We start from the raw sequence: 23,792 nt of genomic DNA, 5'->3' as shown, positions 1-23,792 counted from the left end.
AGGCGCAGATTTCGAAAAGCGAAAACAATCCGGCCGGGATTTGCCCATGACTTCCTTCGCCGGCGACGACTTTTGTCAGAGCCGGTGTTACTTACGGCGGGGATTGAATATGTCGCTCGATAAGATCGAATGTGTCGTCATCGGTGGTGGCTCCCTCGCCTTGGCCGTGACCCGGCGCCTGGCCCTGTCCGGTCGGGAGGTCATGTTGGTGTCGCGGGGCGACCGCGAGCAGGATGACGGTGGTCACTGGGTGGCGTCCGGCGGCTGGCCCGAGCCGATCGAATCGTCGATCCTGGATCAGCCCGGCACGCTCCGGGCCAGCTTCTGCGCCCAGGGTGCCGAGGCGCTCGAGGTCTACCGCGGTAGCCAGGACATCCGCTTCACCCGCACCGGGCAACTCGTGGTCGCCCGCGACGCCGGTGAGATGGCGCTGCTGCGGGATATGGCGGCGCGCGACCCGTCGGTGCGGCTGTTGTCGGCGGCCGAGGTCGCCCAGCACGAGCGGGGGTTGGAGTGCGCCGGCGGCCTGATCGCGGAGGACGCCGGCGTGATCGATGGCGATGCCCTGCGTCTGGCGCTGCGGATCGACGCGGAGACCGCCGGAGCCTATGTCACCGAGGGGTGCAGGCTGGTCGCGGCTTATCCCATGCGGCGCGGGTTCGAGATCGACCTTGGCGGACTGCCGGGTGATCTGGAGACCTTGCGTTGCGATCTGCTGATCAACGCTGGCGAGGATGTCGAGGCGGTCCAGGTGGCGTCGCGGATCGATGGCATGAGACGGCACCTGCCGCCGGAACCGCTGGCGCCCGGCTCCAAACGGTACAAGCTGGAGGGCACCGCCCCGTTCAGCCGTCTGGTGGTGCCGGGCTGCCGGGGCTCCAAGGCTTCGGCGCTGTTCTTCTCCGGCTTCCAGGGCGAGAGTTGGATGGACGTCCTGGCGTCCCCCGAGGAGGAGAGCGACCGCTCCAGCGCCGACCGGCGCATGGCCGACTGGCGGATCCAGGGCCAGACGGAGCACGGTATCGTCGGCTTGGTCAACGTCTTTGGCGTGGATGCCCGGTCGGAAACCCGGGCGTCGATGGCTCTCGCCGAAGCCGTGGCCGACACCCTGTCGGGACGCGTCGCCTGGTCGGCGCCCCAGCCGACGTCGCGGATGGTCCTGGTCTAGAAGTCCACCGTGTTGGCCGGCAGCACGCGCAGGTTCAGGCGTTTGGACCTGACATCGCCGCCGGGAATGGCCTCGAACGCCTGGGCGACGCCTTGCAGCGTGATTTGCGGCATCGGCCTCAAGTCCTCCAGCTTCATCGCGTCGGGCAGTGACAGCCCGACCTCGCGCGCCGAGGCGAAGCAGGCGACCGCCTCGCTCTCGCCGACATTGTCCAACCGGATGTTGAACGGCTTCTCGTAGCCCGGCGGGATCTCGATCTGCTGGCTGGCGGTCACGAAGGCGTCGGGCTGGAACCGGTTGGGAAAGACCCGGGCCACCTTGCCGTCGCTGTCCTGGTAATAACAGTACAGGAAGGCGTCGGCCGTCGACTGCGCCTTGACCACCAGGGTCTCGCCAACCTTGAACTTGGGAACGGGACCCCGGTCGGTGTTGAGGAAGATGTCCAGCTTGCGGACGGCGCCGGGGTCGGTCGGGATCAGGGGGATGCCGGTTCCGCCCGCGTTGGCGATGGTTGGCGTCCGCCCCGGCGCGTTCAGGATCACGCCGGGCTTGCCCAGCATCGAGTAGTAGAGGTCGAAGTCGATGCGGCCGGTGGGCACCAAGTCGTTGTCGGCTTGGTAGCGCGCCGCCGCGTCCTTCGTCGCGGCGTCGTAGATGCCGGTGATCGGGCCTTCGTAATAGCGGGTGCCGGAGAGCACCTGCTGGGCGAAGCGGATCTGTTCGTCCGGTGGCGTCGTGTCGAACCACTCGCGCGCCTGCGCCTGGAAGGTCGGGTTGGTCTGGTCCAGGCCGAGGCACTGCCAATAGGGCACACGCGCGAGCTTGCCCAGCGTCTCGACCGTGCTGAGGTCGACCAGGGTGCGGACCGCCTGATGGAAGCCCTCGGATTTGTTGAACGCGACGTTGAAGGCGAAGCCCGCCTTGTCGATCCGGCCGCCGGCGTCGCCGCTGATACCCGACCGCACGACCGCGATCGAGTTGCTGGCCGACATGCCGGGCAGGATCTGGCGCGTGACCACCTCCCCGACATTGAGGTCGACCGACACGACCGAGACGATCTGGTCGCGCGACGCGCCGATGTCCAGGAAGGGCAGGGAGATCGAGCCGCCCTGCAACTCGCTCAGCACGTTCTCGTCCAACTGGGTGATGGCGCCCCGGATATAGTAGCTGGGTACGATGAAGCCCGGCTGCACGCCGATCAGGGCGGACAGGGCGGTCACGTCGCTGGTCGGGTTGGGCTCGAAATCGACGAAGCGGAAGGCGTTGCTGCGCGCCGACATGCGCGAGATCGCCGTGATCAGCATCTCCTTGGTGCCGGCCGCCACCTTGCCCGTCGCGTCGGGGATGCCCGACGTCATGATGTAGATGTCCCGCTTACCGTGCTGCCACAGCAAGGTGTCCATGCATTGCAGGCTGCTGGTGAAGCTGCTGATCGTCTTCGATGTCGGCGTCTTCGCTTGGACCACCGTGGGCGCCACTTCCGGATTGGACATGCAGCCGGCCAGCGTCAGGCAGGCGCCCATCAGCCAAGCCACTGGGCAAGCCGCCAGCCACCCGGCGCGCCGGGTCCGGCCTCGTGGGGCCGGGGCGCGGCGGCTGAGGCGGTTCTTGGGCATGGTGAGGCTCCTTCGCTGGCGAAAACGGGGGTGGGCAAGTCGGATGGGTTCGAGTCTCCATCCGAAAGTCGGGAGGGGGCAATCGCTATTTAGTTTAGCGAGCCACCAACTAGGGAGACGTGGACAGTAGAGCCATGGTGTGATCATTATCAGGGTGAAGTCATGAGGCAGTCGAATCCCTGCCGGTTCCTGATCCATGGCGGACAACAGTCTGGGGAACGTCGGCGATGGCCATCACGGGACTGGAAGAGAAGCTTGCCGTCCTGGCGGAGCACTCCCTGCTGAAGCATGTCGATCCGTCCGAACTATCGCAACTGGCGGCTTATTCGACCGTCGCGCGGCACCGGCCCCGGGCCACCATCTTCCGCCAGGGCGATCCCGGCTCCAGCATGATGGCGGTGCTGTCCGGCCGTGTCAGGATTTGCAGCTATTCCCCCGAAGGCAAGGAGGTCACCCTCAACATCGTCCGCAAGGGCGAGTTCTTCGGCGAGATCGCCTTGCTGGACGGCAAGCCGCGCACGGCGGAGGCCTTGGCGATCGAGGAGACCGACCTGCTGGTCCTGGAGCGCCGGCATTTCATGCCGTGGCTGGAGAACCATCCCAAGGTCTGCGTCCGGATGTTCGGCGTGCTGTGCGACCGGCTGCGCCGCACCAGCACCCAGTTGGAGGATACCCTGTTCCTGGAGGTGCCGACCCGATTGGCCCGCTGTCTGGTCCGTCTGGCGACCGCCTTCGGGGTCCAGGAGCGTGGTGGAGGAACCCGCATCGATGTCAAGCTGTCCCAGCAGCAGCTTGGAACGCTGGTCGGCATCACGCGGGAAAGCACCAACAAGCATCTGAACGAATGGCAGCGCGATGGCCTGATCACGGTGGGAGCCGGAACGGTGACCATCCGCGACCTGGAGGGCTTGCGCGAACTCGCCGACTTCTTCGACGAGGAGGACGCCGAGGCTTGAGCCCCGGTCCCGCGGTGCCCTCGTTGGCGGACGCCGCGGGACCGTGCCGTCGGCCGCTCAGCAGCCGGCTTCGGAGTTGATGCCGCCGACGGTCTGGCAGGCGTTGGAGAGGAAGCCGGTGGAGGCGTTGACGGCGTTGTTGGCGAGGCCGATCACGGTGGCGTTGCCCTTGACCTCGACGTTGCCCTTGATCGAGCCGATGTTCTGGTCGGCCTTGGCCAGGAAGCCGGTCGCGGCGTTGACCGCGTTGTTGGCGAGGCCGATGACCGTGGCGTTGCCGCCGATCTGGACGCCGCCGCGCTGCTGAGCCATCGCGGGACTGACGACCAGGGAACCGGTGAACAGGGAGACGGCGACCAGGGCGGCGGTGGTGATGCGGATCATGACGGGGTTTCCTTTTTCATCTGGTTTGCGGTGGGTTTCGGCTTTGGTGCCGATCGCTTCGTCCGCGATGTCCCAAAGCTACCCAAACCCCTGAACCGCCGATGTAATCCCGCTTACACCCGGGTGGCTTTCGGTGTGATCCAGGCCACTCCAGGCCTTTTTCCAGTGGCGCTGGAGGTCGTCAGTCCGACGGCAGGCCGAACAGGTCGCGCAGGCGTTCCAGCAGATCACGCCGGTGGGGAAGGGCCGGGGCGGGCATCGGCCGCAAGGCGGCGTCGCGCGTCACGGCGTTGTTCTGGGCCCGCTCCGCCATCAAGTCCGACAGCTTCTCGGCCAGTTCCATGCGGTCGTGCAGCAGGGGACGCAGGTGTTCGCCTTCCAGCTCGTAGACCACCGCGTCGGTCAGTGCCACGACCGTGGCGCTGCGCGGCTCGCCGGTCAGCAGCGCCATCTCGCCGAAGATGTCGCCGGGCGCCATGCGGTCCAGCGTCACCTGCCGGACCTCGCCCTCCCATTCGACCTCCAGATGGACCTCCAACAACCCCTCGGTGACCAGGAACAGGGACGATCCCTGATCGCCCTGATGGACAACGGGTGTCCCAGCCGGCACCTGGCGTCGCCTCATGCGGTTCGCCAGCGCGTCCAACTCGGTCATGGTGAAGGGCTTGAAAAGGTCGATCGAGCCCAGCATGCGGCGGCAGACGTCCAGCCCTTCCAAGTCGCGGCCGGGCCGATTGGCCGGGACGAGGCTTCGGCGCGGCACCGCCAGCGATAGCCCGGCGTCGCGCAACGCCGCCAGCATGGCCGCGGCGACCGCGTCGCGGCAGGCGACCTCGGCGCCGAAGTCCGGGACCCAGAACCGCATCAGATAGCAGACGCCGGCCTCGTCGATGCTCTCGACCACCACATCCGAGGGACGATCCGCCAGGAGGTGGTCGACCGACAGCAAGGCCGTCATCAGGACGCGCCGCGCCCGCTTGACCGGTACCCCAGGGTCCAGATGCACGCGCAGGGCCGCGCGGTAGCAATGCTCCGGCAGGCTGAGATTGACGAAACGGCTGCCGGCTATCAGCCCGTTGGGCACCACGACCGTTGTCCCGTCATTGGTCAGCAGCCGGGTGGAGCGCCAGTTGACCTCGATCACCTTGCCGGTCTGTCCCAGGCCGCCATTGGTCGAACTCACCTGTATCCAGTCGCCGATCCGATAGGGGTGTTCGACGTTGATCGCGATGCCGGAAAAGATGTCGGCCAGGATGTTCCGCAGCGCGAAGCCCAAAACCGCGATGACGACTCCCGACGTCGCGACCAAGCCGGTGACGGGCAGGTCGAGCACGAAGCTCGCCACCGCCACGCCGGCCAGCGTGAAGAACACGAAGCGGGCGAGATCGCCGACCAGGCGGGGAGCGGCGGGCGATTGGCTGTGCGCGCTTGATCGGCGGAGCAGGCCATCGACCACCCGCGTCCCGAACCATGCCAGTCCCAGCCAACCGGCCGAACCAGCCAGCACCATGACGACCTCGTCGAATGGGCCATCGGCGCCCAGGCCGATCCGGGCGCGGAGCCCTGGCCATAGGAAGCTCAACGTGAAACCCAGCAGGGTCACGAGGAGGGGTAGTGCTGGAAGCGGCAACCGGAATTCCGACGTCTTCATCGCGCCCCGCATGACGACGCCCCTGACGGCGGGGCGTGCGAGTGTAGGCACGAAGCTTGTTCGGCGAGAAGCGTTGGAAGGCGTCAAAAATGAGAGAACGCGAATAAGGGAACGCCCAGCGGCGAGGACCGCTGGGCGTCGAGTAGGGGCGGGAGGGGTCGGGCGAAATCAGGTCGTCAGCAATCCGTCTCCGAGGAGACCACGCCGATGTTCTGGCAGGCGTTGGAGAGGAAGCCGGTCGCGGCGTTGACCGCGTTGTTGGCGAGGCCGATCACGGTGGCGTTGCCGGCGATGTTCACGTCGCCCTTGATGGCGCCGATGTTCTGGTCGGCCTTGGCCAGGAAGCCGGTGGCGGCGTTGACCGCGTTGTTCGCCAAACCGATGACCGTGGCGTTGCCGCCGATCTGGACGCCGCCGCGCTGCTGCGCCATCGCCGGCGCGGCGAACAGGGAGGCGGAAACCAGGGACAAGGCTACCAAGGCGGAGGTGATGCGGATCATGACGATGTCTCCTTCAGGGGGTGTGGCGGGATGGTGTGGGTTTGTTCGTTTGAGGCTGGCTACCGGTGTCTTCCGTCGCCGTCTCGATGAACAAACCCTACCCAATCCCGCCGCCCGAGCCTGTAAGCCAGCCCACAGGCGGCCGGCTTTCGGTGTGAAGGAGATCACCCGGTGGGAGACAACCCGGTCAGCGCACCAGGACGCTGGCGGCCTCCTTGGTCTTGCCGACGGCCACCGCCGCCTCGTGCACCGCCGAGGAGATCTCGCGGACGCTGGCGGATACCGTCGACACGGCGGCGGACGCGCTCTGCATCGTGGCGGAGATGCTCTGGGTGACCGAGCTTTGCTGTTCCACCGCCGTGGCCGTGACCGTCACATATTCCCGGACGGTGCCGATCGCCTCGCGGATCGCGCCCAAGGCGGTGACGACCTCGTCCGAGGTGGTCTGTACCCCATCGATCTCCTTGGAGATCTGCTCGGTCGCCCGGGCCGCCTGGTTCGCCAGGTTCTTCACCTCGGAGGCCACCACCGCGAAGCCCTTGCCGGCCTCGCCCGCGCGAGCCGCCTCGATGGTCGCGTTCAGCGCCAGCAGGTTGATCTGGCCGGCGATGCTTTGGATCAACCCGACGATGCCGTTCATCGCCTGCGCGGCGTTGGACAGCTTCTCCGTGCTATGGCCCGCCGAGACGACCCTGCCAAAGGCGTCATCGGTGGCCGAACGGGACTTGACCATGCTTTGGGAGATCTCGCCGATCGACGCGACCAGTTCCTCCGCGCTGGCGGCGACCATCTGGACATTGGCCGACGTCTCGTCCGCCGCCTTCGACGCCGCGCCCGCTTCGTTCGAGGACTGGTCGATGGCACCGTCGATCTCGCCGAAGTTCTGGTCGATCAGGATCTTGAGGTTCGCCAGCAACTCGACCTGCGCCGTGATGTCGGTCGCGAACTTGACGACCTTGGCGACTTTCCCGCTGGCGTCGAAGATCGGGTTGTAGGCGCCCTCGATCCAGACCGCCTTGCCATTCTTGCCAATGCGCTTGTACTGGGCCGCCTGGAACTCGCCGCGGCGCAGGCGGTCCCAGAATTCGGCATAGTCGCGGCTCGCGCGGTAGTCGGGCTCGACGAACATGCCGTGATGTTTGCCCACGACCTCGTCCAGGCGATATCCCATCGCTTTCAGGAAGTTCTCGTTGGCGCTGACCACTTGGCCGTCGGTCGTGAACTCGATGACCGCCTGGGATCTGTTGACCGCCACGAACTGCGCGATGTAGTCGAGGTTGAGCAGGCGCTCCTTGGCGTCGTTCCACTCGACCACGAAACCGATCCGCTTGCCCCGGTCGGACAGGGGAGTGACCCGAAGATCGAAGGTCCGGTGGCCAACCTTGATGGTGGCGTCGTGGGGCTTGCTCAAGGCCGCGAGCATCTTGCGCTGATGTCCGGGGTTCTTGTGGAAGATGTCGATGTTGCTGCCGATCAGGGTCGCGACGCTGAAGCGTGGCAACTCCTTCCTCAGGTCGGCCTCCGCCTCGCGCATGAGGTCGATCACGGATGGATTCATATGAATGATATTCAGATCGTCATCGGCGATCATGACGTTAGCGCGCAGGGCGTCCAGCGCGGCAATCTTGGAGGTCAGGGCGGAGTTCCTGCCAATCCCCTTGAACATGGTCTTTAACCTTGGTCTAAATCTCGGTGTTTAAGACTATTGCAAAAAAAGTTTATCAAATTCTTGATTTCACAGCTGCGTTTAGTCAAGTTTTCGCTTTGGTCGTCTGGATTTTGGTTATACGACAAGTAATAGCCAATTGGTCGGCCGCATATTCCTTGCTCCTCGCGGAAACAAAGTGACTAGGAGTGGGATACGAACATTGCGTAGCCGTGAGCGTCCCGCTCCTAGTCAGCCCTCGACCTTTTCAGATCAGGTTTTCCGGGAGATGCCTTCGGTGGCCTCCCTCGCCTTGTCCGCCGACAGGCGGGACAGGCGTTCGCTGAAGCTCAGCAGTTCCGTGAGATTGTCCTGGAGAAAGCGGGTCTGGATGTCCAGGACGTCGTTGGGGCTGCGCGCGGCCGCCAGTTGCCGCATCATCTCGGTCTGGCGCTTGGCCGAATGCTTGGCGTATTCCGCGCACTCCGCGGCGGCGCTGCGGGCTCCCGAGGTCATGGTCTCGGCGATCCGCTTCATCATCTCGAAGTTCTGGCCCGAGCGCTGGATCAGTTCCTGGGAAACCTTGGCGGACATCCCCGCCATGTCGGCCATGTTGCCCATTTGGTTCCTAAGCTGGTCGGCTCCCTCGCGAAGAGCCTCCTCGGCTTGCCGGGGCGCTTTGCCGCCCGCCGCGGAACCGCCTTTGTTCTTGTCGTCCGCCATGTCTTCCTCCCTTTGCCAGTGGCCGTGGTCGAACCTTGTCCACCCGCCGGTATCCCGCCGGCGGACATACCCACTCCGCGTCAACACGCCACGCGGCGAAAAGTTGTCGTAAATCGGTCCGAAGGGAAGGCGAGCCGCTGGGTTTGGGTTGTTCCACCTTTCCTTCGGTCCAGCCATCTGGTAACCTTCCATCATGATGACGCACCAGACACAGTCCCGCCGGTGGTGGCCCGCTTAAGCGAGCGGCGTTTCTGGCATCATTTTGTCATGGGAGGGCCGCTCTGTACGAAGAGCGGCTTTTTTGTTTGATCCCCGCTGTTCGACCGAGCGCCCTCCGTCAAAACCGAGGAGCAGCTTGTGAGTTCGTGCCTGATCGAAGATCCCCATCACCTGCCGAACACGCTTCGGGCGGGTCCCGACGAGGACGGGCGGTTCGGCATCTTCGGAGGCCGCTTCGTCTCCGAAACGCTGATGCCTAACATCCTCGAGCTGGAGGCGGCCTACGCGCTCGCCCGGAACGATCCGGCCTATCACGCGGAGATGGGTGGGTACCTCAAACACTATGTCGGCCGTCCCAGCCCCCTGTACTTCGCGGACCGGCTGACCGAGCACCTGGGCGGCGCCAGGATCTACCTGAAGCGCGAGGACCTGAACCACACCGGCTCGCACAAGGTCAACAACGTGCTGGGGCAGATCCTACTGGCCCGTCGCATGGGCAAGCGCCGGATCATCGCCGAGACCGGCGCCGGCCAGCATGGCGTGGCGACGGCGACGCTCTGCGCCCGGTTCGGCCTGGAGTGCGTCATTTACATGGGTGCCGTCGACATCGAGCGGCAGAAGCCCAACGTCGATCGGATGCGGTTGCTGGGCGCCACCGTCGTGCCGGCCATGTCGGGGTCGATGACCCTCAAGGATGCCATGAACGAGGCGCTGCGGGATTGGGTGACGAATGTCCGCGAGACGTTCTATTGCATCGGCACGGTGGCGGGGCCGCACCCGTACCCCATGATGGTCCGCGACTTCCAGACCGTCATCGGCGACGAGGTCCGGGAACAGGTGCGGGAGGCGGAAGGCCGCTTGCCGGACAGCGTGATCGCGTGCCTGGGCGGCGGGTCCAACGCGATGGGCCTGTTCCACCCCTTCCTGGACGACCGCGAGGTGCTGATCTATGGCGTGGAGGCCGCCGGCCTTGGCCTGGAGAGCGGCAAGCACGCCGCCTCGCTGACGGGAGGGCGGCCGGGCGTGCTCCATGGCAATCGGACGTACCTGTTGATGGACGAGGATGGGCAGATCCAGGAGGGGCATTCGATCTCCGCGGGTCTCGATTATCCGGGCATCGGTCCTGAACACTCTTGGTTGCATCAGATCGGCCGCGTCAAATACATCAGCGCCACCGACCAGGAGGCCCTGTCGGCCTTTCACCTGCTGACCCGGCTGGAGGGCATCATACCGGCCTTGGAACCCGCGCACGCCTTGGCGAAGGTGGTCGAGATGGCGCCGTCCCTTCCAGCCGATCATGTCATGGTGATGTCCCTTTCCGGCCGTGGCGACAAGGACGTTCCGCAGGTGGCGGAAATGATGGCTGGTCAACCTTGACACCAAATGGGACGGAAAGTGCGAAAGTCGTAGTCCCTGGAGAAGTCCGTTAGTACTGACCCGGTCATTGACTTGAGTTGGACACTATGGCCCCCTAGCCAAAACATCGAGCCTATAACATTGAGCATAGGGAGGCGAGCGTGGCTCACAATGGAGAACAGGCCGTACCCACGGGTACCGCCGCTCACAATGACACAAGTGCCACGGGACAGGGATCGCGCTGGGTAAACTGGTGGACGATCTATGGCCTCACCGGTGCGACCGCGATCGCCTTGATCCTGGCGGTCGCCGGCTGGAGCAGGGCCAGCACCCACGCCGGGGAGGCCGAGGCGCTGAAGGGGCGGGTCGCCGATCTGGAGGGTCGGTTGACCGTCTCCCAGGGGCAGTTGACCAATGCCCAAGGCCAGTTGACGACGGTCCAGGGCCAGTTGGCGTCGGTCACCGGCGAGCGCGACGCGCTCACGCCGCTGACCGCTCAAGTGGCCAGCCTTGGCGAGGAGATCGACGGCTTCCAGGTCGAGCGGTCGATGATGCTGACCGAGCGCAATGGAATCGTCCAGAAGCTGGGCGCCGTGACCTGGGCGCGCGATGTCGGCGACACCAACGCCGCCCAACTCCAGAGGCAGGTCGCGGCGTTGACCAGCCAGCGTGACGCGTTGCGGCCGCTGGTCGAGGAGGTCGACCGGCTGGAGAGCCTGCGCGCCAACCTGCTGACGGAGCGTAACGAGTTGGTCCAGAGGATCGGTGGCGTCGCCCATGCGCGCGACATCGCCGAAGCCAAGGTGGCGGACCTGGACAAGGGCATCCAGGCGGCGCGAGCCGACCGAGAGCGGGTTCTCGCCGACATGGCGGCCATGGAGACCGCGGTCGGCACCAAGGAGGAACTGACCGAACAGGTGGCGAGGATCGAGGCCGAGGCCAAGGAGATCGATGGACAGTTGGCCAACCTGACGGCGCGGCGCGAGGCGCTGAATGGCGAGATCGCCCAAGGCCAGCAACGGGTGGCCGAGCTTCAGCAGGCGGCGGACCTCGCCAGCCAGAATCTCGCCGCCATCGGCAACGAGGTGGCGCAGCGCTCGCAGGCGCTGAACACGCTGCGCCAGCAGCAGCAAGAGGCGACCCGTCAGGCTGAGGCCGCCAAGGCGGTGTTCCTGGACGCGGAGAAGCAGTTGACACTGTTGCGCGATCAGATGGTCAATCAGGCGGAAGTGCTGCGCGCGGCGGCCATGCCGGCTTCGGGTGGATCGGATGGCGGGGACGCTCCGGCCAGCGGATCGAGCCAGCCGACCCAGTGATCCTGGGCCAGTGATCCTGGGCCGGTGATCCTTGATGCGGATTATCTTTCGGCTTGCTCCCAACTGGCGTTAAGCCGAAAGATCGCCTGGATCGAGGGTCCGGATCGGTCCCTTCTTGACCTCAAAACGGATCGGACGTGTTAACAGGTCCGATATCGTGGAAGGTTAGGGAGAGATCATTGATCCGGGACCGCGACGAAGAGGCCGGAGGGCCGCGGGTCATGCCGCGTTGGATCGGTCGGGCCGTCCTGTCAGCCATGGTGGCTTGCGTCTTGATCCAGCCGGCGGTGACCAGTGCCGAGGAGACGGAAACCCATGTCTGCCGGACCACCGACCAGATCCGCAGGATGGACAGGATCTTCGAGCCGGGCGGTGTGCCCTGCACTGTCCGATACTACCGCAACGACGAACCGCCGAAGACCTTGTGGCAGGCACGGGAAACCGGTCAGGTCTGCGTCGACGCGATCGACAAGCTGAAGCGCGACTTCGAGGCCGCTGGCTATACCTGCACCGGCGGAACGCCAGGGGACCAAAACGGCGGAACGCCGGGTACCTTGAGCGGCGCGACCGGATCGCCGGAGGCGGTGGCGCGGGAGGGCGGCCAGAACGGTGGTCAAGGGGGCGGCCAAAGCGCTCCGGCGTCGAACCTATGCTACACCGTCAGCTATCAGGCCTGTCCGGCGGGTCAGCATGACTGCCGTCCCAAGCCGGCGTCGCTTTGCCTGCAGTCCGACAGCCGGTGGCTCTTGACCGACGGGGTTCCCGCCGGGCTCGATCCGGCCTCCCGCTTCCTGCCGGGGGAACCCGGCAAATGCTATCGGGTCTATCGCGACGGGCAGGCCCTGCCGCTTTGCACGGAGACGGCGGGGGCGCCGGGCGGGGTTTGGCAACTCCGCTGACGATATGGTTGATTGCCTGATGGCGGCGCTGGGGATATCACTGGTGTATCGACTTCCGGCACCGTGACGAACGGACCCCACCCGTGATCCCCGCACCTGTAGTGTCTCGGCCGTGACCCAGATCGAGGCGTCGACACCGACCGAAGCCGCCACCCTGAGGGCACGGCGCCTTCAGGGCATTGGGCTCGCCATATCGGCGGTGACCCTGTTCTGCTTCCTCGACACGCTCGCCAAGCTGAGCGGCCGGCAGGTGCCGACGGTCGAGGTGGTATGGTTCCGCTACGCGACCCACTTCGTCCTCGCCATGGTGTTCCTCAACCCGTGGCGGTCGCGTTCGGCGTGGCGGACGTCGCGGCCGGGGGCCCAACTCGGCAGAGCGGCGCTGCTGACGATCTCAACCGGCCTCAACTTCATGGCGCTCCGGTACCTGCAACTGGTCGAGACGGTGACGATCCAGTTCCTGGGGCCGCTGTTCATCGCGGTCCTATCGGTGATTTTCCTCAAGGAAACGGTTGGCCCACGGCGCTGGGTGGCGATCGCGGTCGGCTTCGCCGGCATCCTGGTGGTCACCCGGCCCGGATTCGCGGAGGTCCATTGGGCGGTCCTGCTGTCGCTCACCTCCGTCGTCAGCAGCGCCGGCTACGTCATCATGACCCGGTCGCTGGCGCAAACCGAGTCGCCCGGCAGCATGCTGATCGTCATCGCGGCCTTTCCGACGGTGGCCCTGCTGCCCTGGGTCTACGCGGTCTGGCAAACACCACCCGATCTGGCGACTTGGGCGTTGCTGGCGGGAACGGGTGTGTTCGGCGCCGGCGGGCATTTCCTGCTGATCATGGCCCACCGCCATGTTCCGGCCTCGGCCCTGGCGCCGTTCACCTACACCCAGATCATCGGCATGGTGACGCTGGGCTATCTGGTGTTCGGCCACGTCCCGTCGCCTTGGACCTTCGCCGGAGCGGCGATCATCATCGCGTCCGGTCTCTACCTTTTGGCACAGGAGCGGCGGCCAGCGAAATTGGTCAGGCCACCAAGCCGCTTAGCCGGTTGACGCTGGCGACGGTTTGACCGACACTGATGGTCGGTTAGACGAACAAAAAGACGCTCCAGGCGTCTGAAAAACACCATAAGGGATGGGGGAAGCGCGGATGCCGGCCAGTGGCTCGTTTTCAAGGCGGAAAGTCACCTCCAGGATTCTGAGATGACGCGGGTGGCCTTGTCCGGCGCTGGCGGCGCCATCGGCCGCGTGCTGCGTCCCGCTTTGCTGGCGCGGGGCTTCACGTTGCGCTCGGCCGGCGGGTCGCGCCCGCTCGAGGCGCTGGCGCCCGAGGAGGAGGTCATGCATGGCGACCTCCGCGACCCGGCCGTGGTCGACCGGCTGCTGTCCGGCATCGACGTGCTGGTCCACATGGCGGGAACCAGCGTCGAGAAGCCGTTGCCGGAGATCATCGAGAACAACCTGAAGGCGCTATACGAAGTCTATGAGGGTGCCCGCCGCCACGGCGTCCGGCGCGTCGTGTTCGCCAGTTCCAACCACGCGATCGGCATGTATCCGGTGGAGGAGAAGCTGGACCTCGACTGTGAATTCCGGCCCGACGGCTTCTATGGCCTCAGCAAGGTCTGGGGTGAGGCGATGACCCGGATGTACTGGGACAAGCACGGCATCGAGGGTATCAGCGTCCGGATTGGTACGGCGGCGGAGCGCCCGACGGAGTTCCGCCATCTCAGCACCTGGCTGGGCCACGAGGACATGATCGAGCTGATCGCGCGCTGCGTCACGGCGCCAGCGGTCGGCCACCTGACCGTCTGGGGCGTCTCGGCCAACACTCGGTCCTATTGGGACAACGCCGGCGCGGAGCGGCTGGGCTATGTGCCACGCCAGAACGCCGAGGATCACGCCGCCGAGATCCTGGCCAAACCCAATCCGCTCGATCCGGTCGCCCGGCGCCACCAGGGCGGCGGTTTCGTCACCATGGATCTCACCCCGCCCGAAAAGCGGCCCCGGCCCTTGGGGGCATAGGTCGTTCAGCAGCGGGCGGCGGACAAAACAACACGGGAGGAACGATCACGCCATGGATATGCCACTCAACCCCTTCAAGAAGGCGATCAAGGCCGGTCAGCAGCAGATCGGCCTGTGGAGCAGCCTGTCGAGCCATGTGACGGTCGAGATCATCGCCGGTTCCGGCTTCGACTGGATCCTGATCGACACCGAGCATTCGCCCAACGAGCTGCCGATGGTCCACAGCCAGCTTCAGGCGGCGACCGGCGGCACGGCGCATCCGATCGTGCGACCGGCCTGGAACGACACCGTGATCATCAAGCGCTTGCTCGACGCCGGTGTGCAGAGTTTCCTGATCCCCTACGTCCAGACCGCCGACGAGGCCCGTCAGGCCGTCGAGGCGACCCGCTATCCTCCCCATGGCGTCCGCGGCTTCGCCTCGGCCAGCCGGGCGTCGCGCTTCGGCCGGGTCAAGGACTATTACGCCCGCGCCCACGAGGAGATCTGCGTGCTGGTCCAGATCGAGACCCAGCAGGGGCTCGACAACCTGGAAGCCATCGCGGCGGTCGAGGGCGTCGACGGCGTCTTCATCGGTCCCGGCGACCTGTCTGCCGCGCTGGGCTATCTCGGCAGCCCCGGCCATCCGGAGATGCAGCCGGTGATCGAGGACGCCATCACCCGGATCAAGGCGTGCGGCAACGTCCCCGGCATCCTGACCGGCGACGAGAAGCTGGCTCGCCGCTACATCGAACTCGGCTGCCTGTTCACCGCCGTCGGCGCCGATCTGGGGATCCTGGCGCGCGGGACCGAGCAACTGGCGGCCAAGTTCAAGACGTCCTGAGCGGCGACCGGAGCGGACCGTGCCGATCCAGACCGTCGAAACGCAGCGGCTGTACCAGCAGGTCGCCGGACAGCTGGGCGAGTTGATCCGCCAGGGGGAGTTTCCCCCCGGGCACCGCCTGCCGCCCGAGCGTGACCTCGCCCGCCAGCTCGGCGTCAGTCGGCCGACGGTGCGGGAGGCCATGATCGCGCTGGAGATCGCGGGGTTGGTCGAGGTGCGGACGGGGTCCGGCGCCTATGTCCGGGACGCGGCGCCGCCCTTCGCCTCGTCCGACATTGGTCCCAGCCCTTTCGACCTGATCGCGGCGCGGATGCTGGTCGAACCGGAGGTGGCGGCCATGGCGGCGGCGAACGCCTCCGACGCCGACCTGGCCGGCATCGCCGAGGTGGCCGAGCTGATGCGGCGGGGTGTCGCCGCCGGGCGCGCGACGCGCGCCGAGGACCGCCTGTTCCACGTCCGTATCGCGGCGGCGACCGGCAATTCCGTCGTGGCCGCGATGGTCGAGCGGCTGTGGGATGACAGCGACGAGCCGATCTTCGCCGAACTCAGCCGCCGGGCTGGGCTGCCGGAGAACCAGCGGGTGTCCGTGGTCGAGCACGACGTCATCCTGGACGCCCTTCGGCTGCGTGACGCCAGGGCGGCCCGTGACGCGATGCGCGATCATCTGCTGGGCGTCCAGAGAATCATGATGGCCGAGGAGTGGCCATCGAGCGAACAACGGGAGATCGAATCATGAAAGTGGGTTTCATCGGGCTCGGCATCATGGGCCGTCCCATGGCCGGACACATCCTGTCGGCCGGCCATGAGCTGACGGTGGTCAAGCACCGTTCGCCAATTCCCGCGGAGTTGGTCGACGGGGGAGCCAAGGTGGTCGAGACCCGCAAGGCGGTGGCCGAGGCGGCGGATGTCATCATCCTGATGGTGCCGGACACCCCCGATGTCGAGGAGGCGCTGTTCGGCGCCGAAGGTGTCGCGGCGGGGCTGAGCGCCGGCAAGACGGTGATCGACATGAGCTCGATCGCTCCGATGGCGACCAAGGAGTTCGCCAAGCGGATCAACGAGTTGGGTTGCGACTACCTGGACGCTCCCGTGTCCGGGGGTGAGGTTGGCGCCAAGGCGGGAACCCTGACGATCATGGTCGGCGGCGAGACGGCGGTGTTCGACCGGATCAAGCCGCTGTTCGACCTGATGGGCAAGAACGTCACGCTGGTCGGCGGCAATGGCGACGGCCAGACCACCAAGGTCGCCAACCAGATCATCGTGGCGCTGACGATCGAGGCGGTCGGCGAGGCCCTGCTGTTCGCCTCCAAGGCAGGGGCCGATCCGGCCAAGGTCCGGCAGGCGCTGATGGGTGGTTTCGCCAGCTCGAAGATCCTGGAGGTCCATGGCGAGCGGATGATCAAGCGGACCTTCAATCCCGGCTTCCGGATCGAGCTGCATCAGAAGGACCTGAATTTGGCGTTGCAGAGCGCCCGGCAGCTGAAGGTGGCCTTGCCCAACACCGCCACCTGCCAGGAACTGTTCAACACCTGCTCGGCCAATGGCGGCGCCGCCTGGGACCACTCGGCGCTGGTGCGGGCCCTGGAACTGATGGCCAACCACGAGATCGGCTCCGACTGACGCCGGACCCACGAAAAATAAGAACGCATCGAGAAGAAGGAGAATTCACCATGGCGACACGGCAGCGGGACCTGCTGAGGGCGATGTTCGACGCGGCGGTCGACGCCGCGTTGCCGGAGAAGGTGGTGCCTCGGCATCTACCGGCTCCACCCAAGGGGCGCACCATCGTCCTGGGCGCCGGCAAGGCTTCCGCCGCCATGGCGAAGGCGGTCGAGGAGAACTGGCCGGGTCCGATCGAGGGGCTGATCATCACCCGTTACGGCCATGGGGCGCCGTGCGAGCGGATCGAGATCGTCGAGGCGTCCCATCCGGTGCCGGACGCGGCCGGGCACGCCGCCGCGGCCCGCGTGCTGAAGTTGGCCGAGAGCGCCGGGCCGGACGACCTCGTGCTGTTCCTGATCTCCGGCGGTGGCTCGGCCCTGCTGGCCTTGCCGGCAGCCGGCCTGACGCTGGAGGACAAGCAGCGGGTCAACAAGGCGCTGCTGGCGTCCGGCGCCGACATCGGGCAGATGAACGTGGTGCGGAAGCACCTCTCCGCCATCAAGGGCGGCCGGCTGGGGGCGGCGGCGTATCCCGCCAAGGTCGTCAGCCTGCTGATCTCCGACGTGCCCGGTGACGATCCCTCGGTCATCGCCTCGGGACCGACCGTGCCCGACCCCTCGACCTTCGAGGATGCCCGCGCCGTGCTCCGGCGCTACAACATCACGCCGTCAGACGCGGTCCAGCGGCACCTGGACCGGGGTGAGGACGAGACGCCCAAGCCGGGCGACCCGCGCCTCGCCAACGTCACCAACATCATGATCGCGACACCGCAGTTCTCGCTGGAGGCCGCCGCCAAGATCGCCCGCGACGCCGGCGTGACGCCGCTGCTGCTGGGTGACGCGCTGGAGGGCGAAGCGACGGAGGTCGGCAAGATCATGGCCGGCATCGCCCTGTCGGCCGCCGCTCACGGTCACCCGCTGCCGGCGCCCTGCGTGCTGCTGTCCGGCGGCGAGACGACGGTGACGGTCAAGGGCGAGGGCAGGGGCGGTCGCAACGTCGAGTTCCTGCTGTCCACCGTGGTGGCGCTCAACGGTGCCGAGGGCATCTGGGGCATCGCCGGCGACACCGACGGCATCGACGGCGCGGAGGAGGTCGCGGGCGCCATCTTCACGCCCGACACCCTGACGCGGGCGGCCGAGCGGAGCGTCAACGCCAAGGCCTGCTTGGCCGACAACAACGGCCACGGCTTCTTCGAGGCGCTGGACGATCAGGTGATCACGGGGCCGACGCTGACCAACGTCAACGACTTCCGAGCCATCCTGATCGAGAAAGCGGAGTAGGGCTGGCCATGGTTTCGCATTCCAAGCGACCGTTCGGCGACGGCGTCGACCTCCACACGCTGGCCAACGACAACGGCATGGTGGTCGAGATCCTGAGCCTCGGCTGCGTCATCAAGGCGCTCCACGTGCCGGATGCCGCCGGACGAGTCGCGAATGTCGTCCTGGGCTTCGACCGGGTCGAGGATTATCTGGCACCGGGCCGCTATTTCGGCGCCGTGGTCGGGCGCTACGCCAACCGGATCGCCCAGGGGCGCTTCAGCTTGGATGGCCGGGATTTCACCTTGGCGACGAACAATGGCGCCAACGCGCTGCACGGTGGGCCGGGTGGCTTCAACAGCCGGATCTGGCGGGCCGATCAGACGGGCGACGGTGCCGTGACGCTGTCCCATCATAGCCCCGATGGCGAGGAGGGTTATCCCGGCGCCCTGGATGTCGCGGTGACCTACACGCTGTCGGACGACAACGCCTTGACGATCCACTACCACGCGGTGACGGATCGTCCGACGGTGGTCAACCTGACCGGCCACAGCTTCTTCAATCTGGCGGGGGCCGGGACCGGGACGATCGAGGGGCACGAGCTTTTCCTCAACGCCAGCCGATACACCCCGGTCGACGGGACCTCGATCCCGACCGGCGCGCTCGACCCGGTGGCGGGCACGCCGTTCGACTTCACCCAGCCGGCCCTGGTCGGCTCGCGGTTGCGGGACGGGCACCCGCAGCTGGCGATCACCCGCGGCTATGACCACAACTATGTGCTGGACAAGCCGTCGCCTGGGGAGCTGACGCTGGCGGCCCGGCTGCGCGACCCGGTGTCGGGGCGGGTGCTGGAGGTGCTGACGACGGAGCCCGGCATCCAGTTCTACAGCGGCAATTATCTCGACGGGACGCTGATCGGTGCCGCCGGCAAGCTGTATCGCCAGGGTGACGGCTTGTGCCTGGAGACCCAGCACTTTCCCGACTCGCCGAACCAGCCGGGTTTCCCATCGACCCGCCTGGACCCCGGCGGGGCCTTCGAGTCGACGACGGTGTACCGTTTCGCCTGATCAGTTGGCTCGGCGTTCCCCGAAGACCGCGTCGAGCGACGGGGCGTCGAGCACGCTTTCGGCCCAGGCGTTCAACTGGTCGTCGGAGGCGCTGGCCAGGCGGTCCAGCGCGGCGTCGGGTAGAGGGCCGAAGCGGCGTATCAGGAGGCGGGTCAGGAGCTCGGTCTTGCCCTTGGTCATGCCCTTTGCCTGACCCTTCGCCACGCCGATCTCGATGCCTTCGGCCACGCCGATCTCGATGCCTTCGGCTTTCCACTCCGCCTTGTAGGCGTCCAACGCTGAGCCCATGACCTTCGTCTCCTGATTCGGGGTGACCTCGCGCAGCATGTCGCGGACCATGGCCGCGTCGGTCTCGTCGCCCTCGACCATAATGTAGCGGACCATGGCCACCAATTGGCACCGTAGATCGGTTGGAGTTGCCACCGGCATGCGATTTCGATCCACCACGATTGAAGCTAATTGGCGAAATCGTAGCCGTAGATCAGGTAAAGCGCAGCGGCACCCGACACCAACTCGCCTGCTCGTCGGGTGCCGCTGCGCTCTACCCGATCTACGGTTGAGAGCAAATCGGCGGACTCAGGAATCCGTCGCCGCCAGCTTACGAAGAAATCAAAAGACGGAATAACTTCATTCACGGTGGATCGGCGCCTCGTGCTGGTGGCAGCTCTAGCTGACCCACGGCAGAAATGCTCGAATGCTCCCAGTCACGCCCAGACGTGATCCGCCAGCGTGCCCGGCGGCAGGCCGACCGCGTCCACGTCGAGCGTGTGGACCACGGTGCCGTCGGACATGCGGCTGGTGAGGATGGTGTGGCCGTTCTTCTCCACGGCGGTCGTCTTCAGGTTGCTTCCGAAGACGCCGGTGAAGAAAGCGGATTCGATGCGGTCGCCCTCGGCGGCGTTGAACCCGACGATGCGATCGCTGCCCATGCCGGTTCCGGGGCCATTCCAGGACATCAGGAACAGGTCCGCACCGCCGCCGCCGATGAAGGTCTCGTCGCCGGCGCCGCCCTCGAACAGGTCGGCGTGACGGCCACCAGTGACGGTCGCGTCGTCCTTGCCGCCGTGGAAGTCCAGCCGCGTGTCGGTGGATACCGTGAAGGCCTCGATCTCCGAGAAGGTGCCGGCGCCTTCGAAGGCCCACTCTCCGGCATCCTGGAACCACAGCGCGCCACCGGACCGGTCGTCGTCGAAGTCGATCACCATGCGGGCGGGCGCCGTCTCCAGCGATCCGGTGAACGGATCTACCAGTACCGTCGCGTCTCCGGCGATCACGTGAAGGGTGTCGAAGCCGGTGCCTCCGACGAAGCGGGACGAGGTTTCCTGGACCGCGCCATACTCCTCCAGCACCAGCGTGTCGTTGCCGGAGCCGCCGTACAGGTCGTTGGTGCCCTCGCCCCCGACCAGCCGGTCGTTGCCGCTTCCGCCGAATAGCTGGTCGAAACCGGCGCCGCCCGACAGGTAGTCGTTGCCGACGTCGCCGTGAAGCACATCCGATCCGGTGCCCCCGAACAGGGCGTCGACGCCATCGCCGCCATGCAGCGTGTCGTTCCCAGCGCCGCCATCCAGTTTGTCGTCGCCGGCGTCGCCGAACAGGCCATCGTTGCCATCCTGTCCGTTGAGATAATCGTTGCCGCCCTGGCCGCGCAGGGTGTCGGCCCAGCGGGTACCGTAAATCACGTCGCGCGCCAAAGTGCCAATATGCGTTGCCATCAAACATCATCCCCAGCAAACCAGGAGCCGCCCCAGCCCCACCAATCGATAAGGTTAATAGCACGTTACCGGGGTAGGATCTCATTAACCAAATAGTAAGTCTTATGATGGTCCTTCGGTATAATCACTGTCATCCCAGAAGGGCGTGGGATGGCCAAAACGCCGGTCGATGAAGTCGACGAACAACCTGACGCGCGCCGGCAGCAGCCGGGCGTTCGGGTAGACCGCCCAGATCGCGCTGTCTCCCGCCAGCGGATGATCCGTGAGCACGGCCACCAGACGACCGTCGCGCAGTGCCGCGGCGACATCCCAAGTCGATTTGATCGCGATGCCGAGACCAGCCAGGGCCGCATCCTTGATGACTTCGCCATGGTTGCTCTCCAGTGGTCCGGTGACACGGACCGCGACCTCGCCAAGGGGCAAGCGATTAAGCGCTCCAGGGCTGTCGAAGCGCCATACGCGCTGGTCGCCGAGGACGAGGCAGGCGTGTCGCTCCAGATCGGATGGCTGGTCCGGGGTGCCATGGGCCGCCAAGTAGGCGGGAGCCGCGCAGAGAACACGTTGGTTGGGCACCAGCCGCTTCGCGACCAGCGAACTGTCGGGCAGGGCTCCGACGCGAATCGCCACGTCTATCCCCTCGCTGACGATATCGATCACGTGATCCATCAGGAGCAACCGCACCTTGAGCTTCGGATGCTCCTTCATGAAGTCCGGCAGGATGGGCGAGACGTATTGCCGCCCGAACGAGGCCGGCGCCGTGATCGACAACGTTCCCGCCGGTGACTGGGCGCCCGTCACGGCGTCGCGCGCCTCCTCCGCGTCGGCCAGGATCTTCTGCGCGTAGGCGAGGAAGACGCGGCCGTCCTCGTTCAAGGCCACCTTGCGCGTCGTGCGGTGGAACAAGCGGGCGCCGATCTCCCGTTCGATCGCTTGAAGCCGTTGGCTGGCCGACGCCGGGGCGAGGCCGAGTTCCCGCCCCGCGGCACTGATGTTGCCGAGCGCCGCTGTTCGGGTGAAGAGTGTCAGATCGGAGAGGCTGAGTTCCATTCTTCGATCACAGCGAAAAGTGAAATCGGTTTCAAGCCGATTATATGTTCAGCCAGGATAAGCCATCTTCGCGTCGAAACACCAAAGGGGGAGCCTGACATGAAAGCCATCGGTTACGCCGAGAGCCTGCCGAGCGCGGACGAGCGCTCGCTGTTCGATTTCGAAGCCCCGAAGCCGGAACCCGGACCGCGCGACCTGCTGGTCAAGATCGAGGCGATCTCGGTCAATCCGGTCGACACCAAGGTCCGCATGCGCCGCGCCGGCAGCCAGGAGCAGCCTGTGATCCTGGGATGGGACGCCGCCGGTACCGTCGAGGCTGTCGGCCGGGACGTCACCCTGTTCAAGCCGGGCGACGCCGTGTTCTACGCCGGCAGCATCACCCGGCCCGGTGGCAACGCCGAGTTCGGTCTGGTCGATGAGCGGATCGCCGGACACAAGCCGGCGTCGTTGAGTTTCACCGAGGCCGCGGCCTTGCCGCTGACCACGATCACGGCGTGGGAATGCCTGTTCGACCGCTTCCGCATACCCGTCGGCAAGGCGCCGACCGACGACGCGATCCTGATCATCGGGGCGGCCGGCGGTGTCGGTTCGATCGCCACCCAGCTCGCGCGGCGGCTGACCAGCCTGACGGTCATCGGCACCGCGTCGCGTCTGGAGACCCGGGATTGGGTGAGCGGTCTTGGCGCCCACCACGTCATCGACCATTCCAAGCCGCTGTCGGAGGAACTGGCGCGGATCGGGCATCCGAACGTCCGCTACATCCTGTCGTTGACCCATACCGACAAGCATTGGCCCGAGATCGTCAAGTCCTTGGCTCCGCAGGGCGAGATCACCCTGATCGACGATCCGGCCTCGCTCGACGTCATGCAGATCAAGGGCAAGGCCGGCACGCTGCACATCGAGCTGATGTTCGTCCGCGCGATGCACGAGACGCCCGACATGATCCAGCAGCACAAGCTGCTCGACGAGGTTTCGGCCCTGGTGGACGAGGGATTGATCAAGACCACGCTGGGCGAGGACTTCGGCCGCATCAACGCCGCCAACCTGAGACGCGCCCACGCGGCGCTGGAAAGCGGCAAATCGATCGGCAAGGTGGTGCTGACCGGCTTCTGAGGGGATTTCGAAAGGGCTGGGCCGAAAGGGCGGGGCTGGCGTGAGGCGCCAAGCAACGCGGGGGCGGGCCAGGGTGTTGCTTCACCGGTGCGATGGCGGGCCGCTGGAATGGCGGCCTGTTCCAGTCCCACAGCCAGCCCACCCCCTGAGGAGAACATCATGGGTTTCTTCGATTTCGTGAAGGACGCGGGCCGCAAGCTGGGTATCGGCAGCGATGCCCCGACGCCGGATGAACTGCGCGCCGAAGTCACCAAGCTTGGCCTGGAAGCGAAGGATTTCACGATCGAGGTGAACGACGATGTCGTCACCGTGTCCGGCACCGCCCCATCCCAGGAGCAGCGCGAGAAGATCGTGCTGGCGCTCGGCAACGTCCATGGCGTCGCCAAGGTCGATGACCGCATCACCGTTGGCGGGACCGCCTCGGCGGAGGGTTCCACCACCGTGATGCCGACGGCCGCGGCGGCCGAGACGGCGCAGTCACGATTCTACACCGTCAAGAAGGGTGACACGCTGTCGAAGGTCTCGAAGGAGTTCTACGGCGACCCCAACAAGTACCAGGCGATCTTCGAGGCCAACCGGCCGATGCTGGAGCATCCGGACAAGATCTATCCTGGTCAGGTGCTTCGGGTTCCCTGATCAACAGGAAGTTCGGTGCCCGAACGCTG

At 66.1% G+C, this 23,792-nt stretch carries 23 protein-coding genes; 14 read left to right on the top strand and 9 right to left on the bottom strand.

The genetic code is table 11. The features are described from left to right. The first annotated feature begins 109 nt into the window (after nt 1-109). Nucleotides 110-1,168, top strand: a complete 1,059-nt coding sequence (locus tag N825_RS15155; RefSeq protein ID WP_037453357.1) for an FAD-dependent oxidoreductase — start codon at nt 110-112, stop codon at nt 1,166-1,168. Here the strand turns inward: N825_RS15155 and N825_RS15150 are convergent. Beyond that, nucleotides 1,165-2,784, bottom strand: coding sequence for a DUF4384 domain-containing protein (locus N825_RS15150; RefSeq protein ID WP_037453355.1), 1,620 nt, complete (start codon nt 2,782-2,784; stop codon nt 1,165-1,167). The two genes, N825_RS15155 and N825_RS15150, sit on opposite strands and share 4 nt — an antisense overlap. A 227-nt stretch (nt 2,785-3,011) precedes the next feature. On the opposite strand from N825_RS15150, the gene N825_RS15145 reads away from it, so the two are divergent. Then, entirely contained in the window at nt 3,012-3,740 is a 729-nt protein-coding gene (locus tag N825_RS15145) for a Crp/Fnr family transcriptional regulator (RefSeq protein WP_037453352.1), read from the top strand. Between the two features lie 57 nt (nt 3,741-3,797). On the opposite strand, the gene N825_RS15140 is transcribed toward N825_RS15145, so the two are convergent. The 5 genes from N825_RS15140 to N825_RS15120 all read right to left on the bottom strand — a co-directional run bounded on the left by N825_RS15140 (nt 3,798) and on the right by N825_RS15120 (nt 8,643). After that, complete coding sequence (locus N825_RS15140) at nt 3,798-4,124, bottom strand: hypothetical protein (protein ID WP_037453349.1); 327 nt, start codon at nt 4,122-4,124, stop codon at nt 3,798-3,800. A gap of 181 nt (nt 4,125-4,305) precedes the next feature. Further along, nucleotides 4,306-5,826, bottom strand: a complete 1,521-nt coding sequence (locus N825_RS15135; protein ID WP_157619251.1) for a mechanosensitive ion channel family protein — start codon at nt 5,824-5,826, stop codon at nt 4,306-4,308. Nucleotides 5,827-5,951: 125 nt separating this feature from the next. Next, nucleotides 5,952-6,275: a hypothetical protein gene (locus N825_RS15130; protein ID WP_051512400.1), complete on the bottom strand. Its 324-nt coding sequence runs from the start codon at nt 6,273-6,275 to the stop codon at nt 5,952-5,954. A gap of 187 nt (nt 6,276-6,462) precedes the next feature. Continuing rightward, a complete protein-coding gene (locus N825_RS15125) occupies nt 6,463-7,941 on the bottom strand; it encodes a methyl-accepting chemotaxis protein (RefSeq protein WP_037453343.1) in 1,479 nt (492 codons plus the stop codon). Between the two features lie 252 nt (nt 7,942-8,193). Further along, complete coding sequence (locus N825_RS15120; RefSeq protein ID WP_037453340.1) at nt 8,194-8,643, bottom strand: phasin family protein; 450 nt, start codon at nt 8,641-8,643, stop codon at nt 8,194-8,196. A 357-nt stretch (nt 8,644-9,000) separates the two neighbouring features. Here N825_RS15120 and trpB point away from each other — a divergent pair, with 357 nt between their 5' ends. From trpB to N825_RS15070, 10 genes are all read left to right on the top strand, one after another. After that, a complete protein-coding gene (gene trpB, locus N825_RS15115; protein WP_245613125.1) occupies nt 9,001-10,239 on the top strand; it encodes a tryptophan synthase subunit beta in 1,239 nt (412 codons plus the stop codon). A gap of 140 nt (nt 10,240-10,379) precedes the next feature. Further along, on the top strand, nt 10,380-11,534 hold the full coding sequence (locus N825_RS15110; protein WP_157619249.1) for a coiled-coil domain-containing protein: 1,155 nt from the start codon (nt 10,380-10,382) through the stop codon (nt 11,532-11,534). A 221-nt stretch (nt 11,535-11,755) separates the two neighbouring features. Further along, entirely contained in the window at nt 11,756-12,433 is a 678-nt protein-coding gene (locus N825_RS15105; protein WP_157619247.1) for a hypothetical protein, read from the top strand. A 112-nt stretch (nt 12,434-12,545) separates the two neighbouring features. Then, the gene (locus N825_RS15100; protein ID WP_037453334.1) at nt 12,546-13,481 is read left to right on the top strand and encodes a DMT family transporter; all 936 of its coding nucleotides are present in this window, start codon (nt 12,546-12,548) and stop codon (nt 13,479-13,481) included. 150 nt (nt 13,482-13,631) lie between these two features. Beyond that, nucleotides 13,632-14,450, top strand: a complete 819-nt coding sequence (locus tag N825_RS15095) for an NAD-dependent epimerase/dehydratase family protein (RefSeq protein WP_037453331.1) — start codon at nt 13,632-13,634, stop codon at nt 14,448-14,450. 52 nt (nt 14,451-14,502) lie between these two features. Further along, entirely contained in the window at nt 14,503-15,270 is a 768-nt protein-coding gene (locus N825_RS15090) for an aldolase/citrate lyase family protein (protein WP_037453328.1), read from the top strand. 19 nt (nt 15,271-15,289) lie between these two features. After that, nucleotides 15,290-16,006, top strand: a complete 717-nt coding sequence (locus N825_RS40785) for a FadR/GntR family transcriptional regulator (RefSeq protein WP_037453325.1) — start codon at nt 15,290-15,292, stop codon at nt 16,004-16,006. Further along, nucleotides 16,003-16,890, top strand: coding sequence for a 2-hydroxy-3-oxopropionate reductase (gene glxR / locus N825_RS15080; RefSeq protein ID WP_037453321.1), 888 nt, complete (start codon nt 16,003-16,005; stop codon nt 16,888-16,890). The genes N825_RS40785 and glxR overlap by 4 nt, the downstream gene beginning before the upstream one ends. 50 nt (nt 16,891-16,940) lie before the next feature. Further along, the gene (locus N825_RS15075; RefSeq protein ID WP_037453318.1) at nt 16,941-18,212 is read left to right on the top strand and encodes a glycerate kinase type-2 family protein; all 1,272 of its coding nucleotides are present in this window, start codon (nt 16,941-16,943) and stop codon (nt 18,210-18,212) included. A gap of 8 nt (nt 18,213-18,220) precedes the next feature. Next, nucleotides 18,221-19,255, top strand: coding sequence for an aldose epimerase family protein (locus tag N825_RS15070; RefSeq protein ID WP_037453314.1), 1,035 nt, complete (start codon nt 18,221-18,223; stop codon nt 19,253-19,255). Here the strand turns inward: N825_RS15070 and N825_RS15065 are convergent, their stop codons facing one another. The 3 genes from N825_RS15065 to N825_RS15055 all read right to left on the bottom strand — a co-directional run bounded on the left by N825_RS15065 (nt 19,256) and on the right by N825_RS15055 (nt 22,014). Further along, entirely contained in the window at nt 19,256-19,639 is a 384-nt protein-coding gene (locus N825_RS15065) for a DUF4351 domain-containing protein (protein WP_037453312.1), read from the bottom strand. 320 nt (nt 19,640-19,959) lie between these two features. Then, nucleotides 19,960-20,967, bottom strand: coding sequence for a calcium-binding protein (locus N825_RS15060; protein WP_157619243.1), 1,008 nt, complete (start codon nt 20,965-20,967; stop codon nt 19,960-19,962). Nucleotides 20,968-21,069: 102 nt separating this feature from the next. Beyond that, the gene (locus N825_RS15055) at nt 21,070-22,014 is read right to left on the bottom strand and encodes a LysR family transcriptional regulator (protein ID WP_037453307.1); all 945 of its coding nucleotides are present in this window, start codon (nt 22,012-22,014) and stop codon (nt 21,070-21,072) included. Between the two features lie 99 nt (nt 22,015-22,113). Here N825_RS15055 and N825_RS15050 point away from each other — a divergent pair, with 99 nt between their 5' ends. Both N825_RS15050 and lysM read left to right on the top strand, forming a co-directional pair. Next, complete coding sequence (locus tag N825_RS15050) at nt 22,114-23,127, top strand: zinc-binding alcohol dehydrogenase family protein (RefSeq protein WP_037453305.1); 1,014 nt, start codon at nt 22,114-22,116, stop codon at nt 23,125-23,127. 159 nt (nt 23,128-23,286) lie between these two features. Beyond that, nucleotides 23,287-23,763, top strand: a complete 477-nt coding sequence (gene lysM / locus N825_RS15045) for a peptidoglycan-binding protein LysM (RefSeq protein WP_037453302.1) — start codon at nt 23,287-23,289, stop codon at nt 23,761-23,763. The last annotated feature ends 29 nt before the right edge of the window (nt 23,764-23,792 follow it).

Source organism: Skermanella stibiiresistens SB22 (assembly GCF_000576635.1).
Taxonomy (GTDB): Bacteria; Pseudomonadota; Alphaproteobacteria; order Azospirillales; family Azospirillaceae; genus Skermanella; species Skermanella stibiiresistens.
Note: the sequence above shows the minus strand (reverse complement) of the source record. Positions and strands in the feature narration are given on the sequence as shown.

What these genes read in the sequence shown, in the direction of transcription:
- N825_RS15155 (WP_037453357.1), top strand. Translation starts at nt 110, where the DNA reads ATGTCGCTCGATAAGATCGAATGTGTCGTCATCGGTGGTGGCTCCCTC.
- N825_RS15150 (WP_037453355.1), bottom strand. Translation starts at nt 2,784, where the DNA reads ATGCCCAAGAACCGCCTCAGCCGCCGCGCCCCGGCCCCACGAGGCCGG.
- N825_RS15145 (WP_037453352.1), top strand. Translation starts at nt 3,012, where the DNA reads ATGGCCATCACGGGACTGGAAGAGAAGCTTGCCGTCCTGGCGGAGCAC.
- N825_RS15140 (WP_037453349.1), bottom strand. Translation starts at nt 4,124, where the DNA reads ATGATCCGCATCACCACCGCCGCCCTGGTCGCCGTCTCCCTGTTCACC.
- N825_RS15130 (WP_051512400.1), bottom strand. Translation starts at nt 6,275, where the DNA reads ATGATCCGCATCACCTCCGCCTTGGTAGCCTTGTCCCTGGTTTCCGCC.
- N825_RS15125 (WP_037453343.1), bottom strand. Translation starts at nt 7,941, where the DNA reads ATGTTCAAGGGGATTGGCAGGAACTCCGCCCTGACCTCCAAGATTGCC.
- N825_RS15120 (WP_037453340.1), bottom strand. Translation starts at nt 8,643, where the DNA reads ATGGCGGACGACAAGAACAAAGGCGGTTCCGCGGCGGGCGGCAAAGCG.
- N825_RS15105 (WP_157619247.1), top strand. Translation starts at nt 11,756, where the DNA reads ATGCCGCGTTGGATCGGTCGGGCCGTCCTGTCAGCCATGGTGGCTTGC.
- N825_RS15095 (WP_037453331.1), top strand. Translation starts at nt 13,632, where the DNA reads ATGACGCGGGTGGCCTTGTCCGGCGCTGGCGGCGCCATCGGCCGCGTG.
- N825_RS15090 (WP_037453328.1), top strand. Translation starts at nt 14,503, where the DNA reads ATGGATATGCCACTCAACCCCTTCAAGAAGGCGATCAAGGCCGGTCAG.
- glxR (WP_037453321.1), top strand. Translation starts at nt 16,003, where the DNA reads ATGAAAGTGGGTTTCATCGGGCTCGGCATCATGGGCCGTCCCATGGCC.
- N825_RS15075 (WP_037453318.1), top strand. Translation starts at nt 16,941, where the DNA reads ATGGCGACACGGCAGCGGGACCTGCTGAGGGCGATGTTCGACGCGGCG.
- N825_RS15070 (WP_037453314.1), top strand. Translation starts at nt 18,221, where the DNA reads ATGGTTTCGCATTCCAAGCGACCGTTCGGCGACGGCGTCGACCTCCAC.
- N825_RS15065 (WP_037453312.1), bottom strand. Translation starts at nt 19,639, where the DNA reads ATGGTCCGCTACATTATGGTCGAGGGCGACGAGACCGACGCGGCCATG.
- N825_RS15060 (WP_157619243.1), bottom strand. Translation starts at nt 20,967, where the DNA reads ATGGCAACGCATATTGGCACTTTGGCGCGCGACGTGATTTACGGTACC.
- N825_RS15055 (WP_037453307.1), bottom strand. Translation starts at nt 22,014, where the DNA reads ATGGAACTCAGCCTCTCCGATCTGACACTCTTCACCCGAACAGCGGCG.
- N825_RS15050 (WP_037453305.1), top strand. Translation starts at nt 22,114, where the DNA reads ATGAAAGCCATCGGTTACGCCGAGAGCCTGCCGAGCGCGGACGAGCGC.
- lysM (WP_037453302.1), top strand. Translation starts at nt 23,287, where the DNA reads ATGGGTTTCTTCGATTTCGTGAAGGACGCGGGCCGCAAGCTGGGTATC.